Raw genomic sequence first — 8,476 nt, 5'->3', positions numbered from 1 at the left:
ATATTTAGAAGAAAGATTTCCTTCTGATAAGATTCGATAATATGTTAAGTATTCATCTACGTAGCATACTTGTGTTACACTCATCAGTTTAAATAAGAATTCTAAGTCTTCTCCCCAACTGCAACCAGGTGTAAAGCGAATATCATGGTCCATGACAATAGAGCGTTTAAAAATCCATGTGCTTGTTTGCGCAACAACTTGATGTGTTAAGAAAGCCTTTGTCATATCGCCTTTAATAAAGTTTGTTGTATGCTCAACTTTTTCTCCATTTTCTTCGTAGAAGTTCATATAGCCGCAGTAACAAGCATTCATATTGTTTTTATGCATGCTTTCAACTTGTTTTTCTATTTTTGTTGGATGCCATAAATCATCACTATCAAGAAAAGCAACATACTCACCATTAGCATTTTCAATTCCTGTATTACGAGCAACAGATACACCTTGATTTTTCTGATGAACGTATTTCACTTGCTCCGGATATTTTTTCTGAAGTTCTTTTACAATAGAAGGTGATTGATCTTTACTTCCATCATCTACAATTACAATTTCAATGTTTTTATATGTTTGATCTAATATCGATTGCATTGTTTCCTCAATATATTTCTCCGCATTATACAGCGGGATAACAACAGAAACGAGTTGCTTTTGGTCCATCATAGAATTTTATCTCCTCTAGTTTTTTATGTTTTGTATCATATATACAAGCCTTTTTTAAAGGACGACGATTACAAGAACATCTGTATAAGTTTACCGCATATAAACTTTGTAAATCAACTTTCTATCATAATTCTTCTTATGAAAAAATATGGAAGTCATACAACAAAATAGGTTATAATAAGAAGATATATGTAAATATTTCCAACCGAAATAATAAATCTAACAATAAATAGATTATATAAAAAGGGAGGAAAGCCTGAAATGTCACGTAAGTATATTCAAAGGTATGAATGGATTTTATTAAGCATTATCTTAGTTATCGGCCTAGTATTTCGGCTAATGACCTTAAATACATATGGTGTGGATTTAACACTTGGTAGTGATGATTTAATGTATCAAAAAAATGCAGTTAATCTATTAGAAACGGGTATGTTAACTTATCATGATCCGACAAAACCAACTATTCATATTATGCCGGGACAAGTATTTTTGTTAGCAGGTATATTCTTTATATTTGGACACGGTAGCTTAGGTGTTTTATGTGCAAAATTAGTCATGATAGCTTTTGGTATCTTAAGTATCTATATGACTTATAAGATTGGTACATATATTTTAAATCCAGCAGTGGGGTTAATTGCTGCATTGCTATTAGCGTTATACCCTCCCGAAGTGGTAGTGGAGAATTTAACATTAACTGAAAGTCCATTTTTATTTCTTTCACTTGGATTGTTATACTGGAGTTTAAAATTAGCAGATACCCATTCAATGAAAGATTTCTATATTGTTTTATTATTCTACTTTGTAACGTTATATTTCAGAGTACAAATCGCTTTATATCCAATTCTTCTATTTGTATATCTTTTAATGAAACGTTATCCATTCCGCCTTATGATAAAACAGGCCCTTATTAGTGTAATGCTATTATTTGTTGTGCTTGGGCCTTGGTGGGCACGTAATTATATTCAATTTCACAAGTTTATTCCACTTACAGCAGGTGCAGGGAATCCGTTATTACTTGGTACATATCAAGGGGAAGGATATCCAGGTGGAAAGAGCATGGAGGAAATTGATGCAGAGATTCATGCGAAGTATCCAAATATAGAAGCACATGAATTGATGGAAAAGCAACAAGAAATAGCGATGGCCCGTATTAAGGAATGGTGGCATACAGATAAACGCTCAATGATAAAAAGTTATTTAGTTTTAAAGCCACAAATTTTCTGGGAAAAGGCATTCTATTATCCAGGCACTCCAATAAGTATTTTTAATATATCCGGAGAGGATATGAAGAATATTTATGAACCAATCAAGACTGGCTTCATAGTTTGCTCCATACTGGCATTTACTTTGTTCTGGAGAAGATGGAGAGAGTATTCATTCTTATGGATGATTGTTTTATTCCAAACTTACTTTAATTGTTTATACTTTGCATATGAGCGTTATACGTTACCATTGATGCCAATGTTATTTATAATGATAGGGGCAGGGATTGTGGCAACTGTAATGAAAGTAAGTAAACTCTTGTTTAAAAAAGAGATAGTTTTGAAAGGCTAATAGAAGAAGCGCCTTGTTTCCTTCGCGGAAAATCAAGGCGCTTCTTCTATTATATTAAATTTGTGAAAAGTAAAATGGATGTTACTCCTCATCCTTTACTTTTAATTTTTGTTTTAATAGTGCATAATCTTGCGTTAATGTAACAAGTTGATGATGAAGCTTAGAAATCTTTCGTGTTAAATCAAAAATTAAGATGAAGCAGAATAAAAGCCCAAATAAGAATAAAACGGATGGTGGATATTCTACTTTCAACAGTTTACCAATCCAATTTATGATCTTATCGGTAGAACTTAAAATAGCCATTGAGATACAAACAAAAATCCATAGAATAGCATATTTTGTTTCTAAAGCTCCACGGCGAATGGAATTAATAATTAGAAAAAATAATAATAGAATAAAGATAAATGAAAAGGTAATTACAGGCATTCATTATCAACCTTTCACGATTTTTTGCATTAATATAGCTAGACTTACTTTAATCATGTAATATGCAGATTTAAGCGGTGTGATAGAAGATTGTCCGCCTTGTCTCTCTTGCATATTTACAGATATTTCGTTAATACGAAGCTTTTTCTTTTTTAAATGGATGAGAACTTCTGGTTCTGGATAGTCTTTTGGATAATTATGTGCAAAAATCTTAATTACTTCGCGATTGATAGCACGGTATCCGGACGTTGGATCCATAAATGTTTGGCTTGTTAATAATTTTAATAAAGCAGTGAAATAGAAAATGCCAATTCTTCGCGAAATACTACCTTTATATGCTGTTTTTTCTGTGAAACGGGAGCCTAATACCATATCGCATTGATCTTCAGCGATAGGTTGTATGATTTTGTATAAATCATCCGGATTATGTTGTCCGTCAGCATCGAACTGAATCGCAATGTCGTATCCGTTTTCATAAGCATATTTATAACCGGTTTGTACAGCAGATCCAATACCTAGGTTATATGGTAAGTTTACAAGATGAACAGGGAAATCCTTTACGATTGCAGACGTTTTATCCTTTGAGCCATCATTAATGACACAAATACTAAGTTGTGTAAAGTGTTGTTTTAATTCTAATAATCTAGTTAATGTATCAGCAATTGCTTCTTCCTCGTTATAAGCGGGAATAATAATTAAAGTTTTTGGTATTGAAATTGGTACTTCAACAGACATTATCGCACCATCCCTTATGTATTTAATCAATCTTTATAGTCATAGTAAAAACACTTTATCTAATATACCATTAATAGTATAACAAAATAAAGAACAAGCTGGTGGGTTATTTTGTAAATTTAGAAGGGGGTGAAAAAAGTTTGTAGAGAAATTACCATCCTTTTAACAGTGGAAAAAGATACATGCAAAGAAGGATGAGAATCTTTGCATGCACAGAAGTGTATTACATATTCCATGGCTTATTTAAGGTTAATACCGATGCCATTTCTTTGCTTTTCAAACGACCTCTTTTTCGATTTTCTGCACGTTCCGATCCAGTCGTATATAACCAATGCTCTTCTTCAGTTTCTGGTAGCACTTGTGGAACAGAAGAAGGTTTTCCATCTTTTAATGCAACAAATGTAATGAAGCAAGTAGCAGCAATGCGACGCTCTCCTGATAGTAAATTTTCTGCAACGACTTTCACGAATACTTCCATAGATGATCTGCCCGTATAGCACACAAATGCTTCGTAACAAACAGAATCAGCTTGATGAATTGGATTTAAAAAATCCACAGAATCAATAGATGCTGTTACGCAATGTTCACGGCTATGTCTAGCTGCTGCAATAGAAGCAATACTATCAATTTCTGCTAATAATTTTCCGCCAAATAATGTTTCGTGATTGTTTAAGTCATTTGGAAAAACACGTGTGGTTTTAATTGCTTTTGATTCTCTCATAAATTTTTTTTCCAATATAATCAACTCCTATTTTACGTTTTCAATCAGGATGACATGTTTTTAATGATATAAAAGGAAGGGTAGTTCCTATTGAATTTTACTTGATGTTTAGACGAGCAAAATATGTTAGGGAAGGTGCATAAATATATTTGTATTCGTATGCATGTAACTGAAAGAAACTTTATTTTGTCTAAATTGTAGTGTAAAAGAGATTTCGCTTACATTGCAAGTGAAAAATAATGACTATACATTTGTCATATAAATTCCCTATCAGCCATGCGCCTATTCGTGATAGAATCGTTGTGTCATAAAGAGAAACTTTAATCAGTGTGGGCTGTAGCCCACACTGATTATTAGCTCTCACCAATCGTGCTTTTACTAGTAGTTCATCTCTCACTAACTTCTTTGCTTTTGTTGAATTTTGAGGTGGGAGTGTTACTGCTAGTTAATGCGGGGTAAATGGAAATAGAGGTGCAATGAACATATGAATCACATACAAACGGGTTTTTCATCTTTTTTTAGTAAAATGATTATTGGAATACTCCTTGTGTTTTTCGGCTATTCTTGTTGGACGGCCTTTGAAGCAGGGAAGCAATTTTTTGGGGGAAGTACAACGAGTTTAACAATTGTATTAGCAATTTTCGTCATACTTCTATTACTGATTGCGTCTATTTTACAATATCGTTTTACAGATAAACAATTTCTCATTTTCCTTATTAGCGTATCTATCCTTGTTAGACTTGGTGTCGTTCTGTTTGTAGATACTCCACTTGTAGGTGATATGAGATCTATGTATGAGTCTGCAAAGCAAGTTGCGCTTGGGAATAATATAGATGCTGTTACGCAGTTGCCTTTTATTATTTATCAGTCCTTATTAATTCGTGTATTTGGCGATACAATATTTATTTTACAACTATGTAATATTTTATTTTGTGCAGGAACGTCATTTTTCATTTATCGAATAGCTGCCATTATATTTCAGGAAGAGTGTGGACGTATTGCTTCGGTATTTTATGCCTTATATATTCCAAACATTCTTTTATGCTCGTTACTAACGGCAGAACCGCTGGCAATATTTTCATTTTACTTTGCGTGCTACATACTCTTACATAAAGGGCTAAATCATTCTTATATGTGGGTATTTTCTGCGATTTTGTTTGCTTTTAGTAATATGATTTATCCTGTAGGTTTGTTTTTACCTATTTTCATAATTGTATATGTGTTGCTGATAGCAATGTTCCAAAGTGCAACAAAGCAAAGTGTATTTTTAAAAATGATGGGGTTACTTGTTATATTTTATGCAACTCACTTTGGTGTGAATTATGGAATCAAAGCAATGGGAATGTCGCAATATACCATCTCTAACCAGGCGTACGTACAATCCGTTCTAATTGGAGAACAAAGTAATAACCAGGAAAAAGTTCAAAATCAAAATATGAAAGAACATATAGATCAAAAGTTAAACGAGATGGAGGCAGAGCGATTTGCTTTTCTTAAGCCGAGTATAGATCAATTATCAAGTGAAGGAATGAATTCTATACTTTTCAAAGGCGAAAAGCTTATATACATAGCTGTAACCTTATTTATGTCGATCGCACTTTTCCATCTTCTTATTAAGAAACAACAGAGTGAAGAGTATATGTTCTTTGTACTACTTATTATGGGGTATATTGGAATGGAACTTTGTAATACAAGTATTGCATACAGTAACCTAACAATACCAAGTTTGTTTATTTTACAAAGCTTTGGTGTTTATATGAGCTATTTTTATTGTCAAAAAATCTTTTTCAAAAAATAAAAGAATCCGTTCAGGATTCTTTTATTTTTTCTATGATTCATGGACAGTAATACTTTCGCTTTAAAATTCAAGCGGGTGCAAGGAAGTTAGGATGGGGATAAAGTGCCCGTCTGATTAAAGTTGCATTTTACCTGCTTAATTCGGTTTGTAAACTATCAGCTGTTAAAGCCATTTGAGAAGAATCGTCTTGGATGCTCTTCACAACTTGAGATATGACTTCTAGTTCATTTTCAATTTTTTTGTTTTGTTCTTTTGAATTAGACATATCTTTAACGATTTCTTGGAAATATTGATCTGTCTCATGCATGCTGTCTGTTCCATCAGATACAAGAGAACTAATTTGTTCCACAGATGAAGAAACATGTATAATTTGTTCGTTTGTTTTCCCGACAAGTTTTGTGACGTTTGAGATAGATTCCTTCGTTTGTTCAGATAACTTCCGAATTTCTCCAGCAACAACGGCAAAACCTTTACCAAATTCCCCAGCGCGTGCAGATTCAATGGCCGCATTTAATGCAAGTAAGTTTGTTTGTTCAGCAATTGATTTCACGATATCAATAATTTCATTAATTTTTTTTGAGATATCCAGAAGTTCTCGGGTATCTTCAATAATTATCTCCATATTAGATTGAATGCTTTCCATTCGCTTATTTTGAATATCTAGTTGCTCTTTTCCTTTATTCGCTTTTTCTTCTGATGTTGTGGCTAATGATGTGCCTGTTTTTGCAATTTCAACAATATTTTCTGATTGGGTTGTTAATTGCTGAATGGAAGCGCTTGTTTTTTCAGAAACGGCTGCAAGTTCTGTTGCAATATGTGTAATTGTCATTGCTGTGATTTCTTTTTCTTTTTCATGTTCTTTTTGAATTCTTTCGTATTCGGACTCATAAGCGGTAATAACAAGCTCTTGTTCAAGTGTAAATAATTTGTTTATTACGTTTACAGAATAAGAAAAGTCGTCTATTGTAGAAATTCTTGTTTTTAAAATCTTGAGAATGGAACGGAATAATTCTTGATAAGCGGCTGTATACCATTTTCTGTGTAAGCCAATTTTGACGTGCCTTCTTGCAATTTGAACACGTCGTTCAATAAAGTCTTGATCAATATCACCATTAAATAGTTCCTTAATATGTTGTTTTAAGGTTTGTTTTAATTTAGTTACTGAACTATAACGTTCAATGATTTCGATTAAGTTCGGTTGCTTTGTAATATTGGTATAAAATTTTTCTGTAATCCAGTCTAGTTGTTCGTAAATGAAGGGTTGTAATACTTTCACGATTTTTAAATCTTCTTTTGTAATATGAAGCATGTCCATTTGTGCTTTTAATTCAGAATTAGTAGGCATATTGAATGTTATTTGCTGTGTTTTACTCAATTCAATGATACTTGTGTTCATGTTATCGTTCTTTTTTTTGAAAGCCCCAAACATTATTCTTCCCCCTGTTATATAAAGCGTTTTCAATTGTAGTTCTTCCTTAATTATACCTATATATGTAAAATTACTCTATATAATTATCCCTATATACATATTGTAAAACATAAAATAAGAGAACTCCATTTGGAATTCTCTTATTGTCCCTTATCTATTTTGGCATGAGTTTTAAAGAAAACTGGGAAATGTACATTATATATAACAGTGACTACACGTATAGTGAATGTTACAAGTAAACAAATATAGAAAGCTAATACGTGTGCTCCCATTTCATATGTAATCAGGAAGCTAATTGCACCAAGAATAGAAGCAATTGCATAAATTTCTTTGCGGAATACATAGGGAATATCTTGTGCGCAAATATCACGCAGAATCCCTCCGCCAATACCTGTAATAACACCCATCGAAACAACTACAAATGAGGCGTTGATGTGATGTGACATTGCTGCATTTGCACCGACAGCGGTGAAAACGCCTAAACCAACAGCGTCAGAAAGCATAATAACAACTTGAAGTTTATTAATGCGCTCAAAAAACATACAAGTAAATAGTGCTGATAATACACTGACAAAGAAGTAAATCGGTTGTACAAATGCAACGGGAGGTAGGTTACCAATCATAATATCTCGAATAATTCCGCCACCGAGTGCAGTAGCTACAGCTAAACAAAGGACACCAAACAAATCTAGATCTTTCTTTAAACCAACTAATGTACCAGAAATGGCAGCGGCGACAAGGCCAATAAACGTAAATATTTCGATTAATAACATGGCTCTATTCCTTTCCTCCTAAAGATGTTCCAGAGAAAAAATATACACTAAAGTTTTGGAAATAACAATTACTTTTCGTTACATGTAAAAAAATGAAAGAAATACATGAAGAAAGCGTTTGAAAATGTGGAAAATAAGCTCTAGACACAAAGAGTTATTTTAATAAGAAAGTCCATGTTTATCCTGCGAAATTTCACCCTTGAGGATTAAAGTTTTGTTTTATTGGGGAATGTTGATTTGGAAAATGTAAATAAATAGGTTTTAAAGGTATGTAAGTTTATCCCGCATTAACGGGCAGTAATACTCTCACCTCAAAATTCGGCGAAAGTAAAGAAGTAAGGTGGGAGATAAACTGCCTGTAAAAGCCCGATTGGTTCAACTAA

Annotated in this window: 8 protein-coding genes and 1 pseudogene; 2 read left to right on the top strand and 7 right to left on the bottom strand. The window is 33.0% G+C overall.

What is annotated here, in order from left to right; genetic code table 11:
• Nucleotides 1-657: glycosyltransferase family 2 protein (locus V7183_RS00510; protein ID WP_335358376.1), on the bottom strand; the 657-nt coding region annotated here is incomplete at its 3' end.
• Nucleotides 658-918: 261 nt separating this feature from the next.
• On the opposite strand from V7183_RS00510, the gene V7183_RS00505 reads away from it, so the two are divergent.
• Complete coding sequence (locus tag V7183_RS00505; protein ID WP_335358375.1) at nucleotides 919-2,211, top strand: glycosyltransferase family 39 protein; 1,293 nt, start codon at nucleotides 919-921, stop codon at nucleotides 2,209-2,211.
• Nucleotides 2,212-2,292: 81 nt separating this feature from the next.
• On the opposite strand, the gene V7183_RS00500 is transcribed toward V7183_RS00505, so the two are convergent.
• The 3 genes from V7183_RS00500 to V7183_RS00490 form a co-directional block, all read right to left on the bottom strand.
• Nucleotides 2,293-2,637: a DUF2304 domain-containing protein gene (locus V7183_RS00500; RefSeq protein WP_097894457.1), complete on the bottom strand. Its 345-nt coding sequence runs from the start codon at nucleotides 2,635-2,637 to the stop codon at nucleotides 2,293-2,295.
• Between the two features lie 6 nt (nucleotides 2,638-2,643).
• Nucleotides 2,644-3,372, bottom strand: coding sequence for a glycosyltransferase family 2 protein (locus V7183_RS00495; RefSeq protein ID WP_335358374.1), 729 nt, complete (start codon nucleotides 3,370-3,372; stop codon nucleotides 2,644-2,646).
• A gap of 223 nt (nucleotides 3,373-3,595) precedes the next feature.
• Nucleotides 3,596-4,108: an acyl-CoA thioesterase gene (locus V7183_RS00490; RefSeq protein WP_097894455.1), complete on the bottom strand. Its 513-nt coding sequence runs from the start codon at nucleotides 4,106-4,108 to the stop codon at nucleotides 3,596-3,598.
• Between the two features lie 469 nt (nucleotides 4,109-4,577).
• On the opposite strand from V7183_RS00490, the gene V7183_RS00485 reads away from it, so the two are divergent.
• Entirely contained in the window at nucleotides 4,578-5,891 is a 1,314-nt protein-coding gene (locus V7183_RS00485; RefSeq protein ID WP_335358373.1) for a glycosyltransferase family 39 protein, read from the top strand.
• A 127-nt stretch (nucleotides 5,892-6,018) separates the two neighbouring features.
• Here the strand turns inward: V7183_RS00485 and V7183_RS25890 are convergent, their stop codons facing one another.
• The 3 genes and pseudogenes from V7183_RS25890 to V7183_RS00475 all read right to left on the bottom strand — a co-directional run bounded on the left by V7183_RS25890 (nucleotide 6,019) and on the right by V7183_RS00475 (nucleotide 8,093).
• Nucleotides 6,019-6,720, bottom strand: a complete 702-nt coding sequence (locus V7183_RS25890; protein ID WP_438825143.1) for a methyl-accepting chemotaxis protein — start codon at nucleotides 6,718-6,720, stop codon at nucleotides 6,019-6,021.
• A 54-nt stretch (nucleotides 6,721-6,774) separates the two neighbouring features.
• A pseudogene (locus V7183_RS25885) lies at nucleotides 6,775-7,236 on the bottom strand (protoglobin family protein); the annotation flags it as partial.
• 224 nt (nucleotides 7,237-7,460) lie between these two features.
• Nucleotides 7,461-8,093, bottom strand: coding sequence for a trimeric intracellular cation channel family protein (locus V7183_RS00475; RefSeq protein ID WP_335358371.1), 633 nt, complete (start codon nucleotides 8,091-8,093; stop codon nucleotides 7,461-7,463).
• Nucleotides 8,094-8,476: the final 383 nt, after the last annotated feature.

This window comes from Bacillus sp. JJ1127, from assembly GCF_036965845.1.
Taxonomy (GTDB): domain Bacteria; phylum Bacillota; class Bacilli; order Bacillales; family Bacillaceae_G; genus Bacillus_A.
Note: the sequence above shows the minus strand (reverse complement) of the source record. Positions and strands in the feature narration are given on the sequence as shown.

Excerpts from the sequence above, each read along its gene's own strand:
- V7183_RS00505 (WP_335358375.1), top strand. The coding sequence starts at position 919 with ATGTCACGTAAGTATATTCAAAGGTATGAATGGATTTTATTAAGCATT.
- V7183_RS00500 (WP_097894457.1), bottom strand. The coding sequence starts at position 2,637 with ATGCCTGTAATTACCTTTTCATTTATCTTTATTCTATTATTATTTTTT.
- V7183_RS00495 (WP_335358374.1), bottom strand. The coding sequence starts at position 3,372 with ATGTCTGTTGAAGTACCAATTTCAATACCAAAAACTTTAATTATTATT.
- V7183_RS00485 (WP_335358373.1), top strand. The coding sequence starts at position 4,578 with ATGAATCACATACAAACGGGTTTTTCATCTTTTTTTAGTAAAATGATT.
- V7183_RS25890 (WP_438825143.1), bottom strand. The coding sequence starts at position 6,720 with ATGACAATTACACATATTGCAACAGAACTTGCAGCCGTTTCTGAAAAA.
- V7183_RS00475 (WP_335358371.1), bottom strand. The coding sequence starts at position 8,093 with ATGTTATTAATCGAAATATTTACGTTTATTGGCCTTGTCGCCGCTGCC.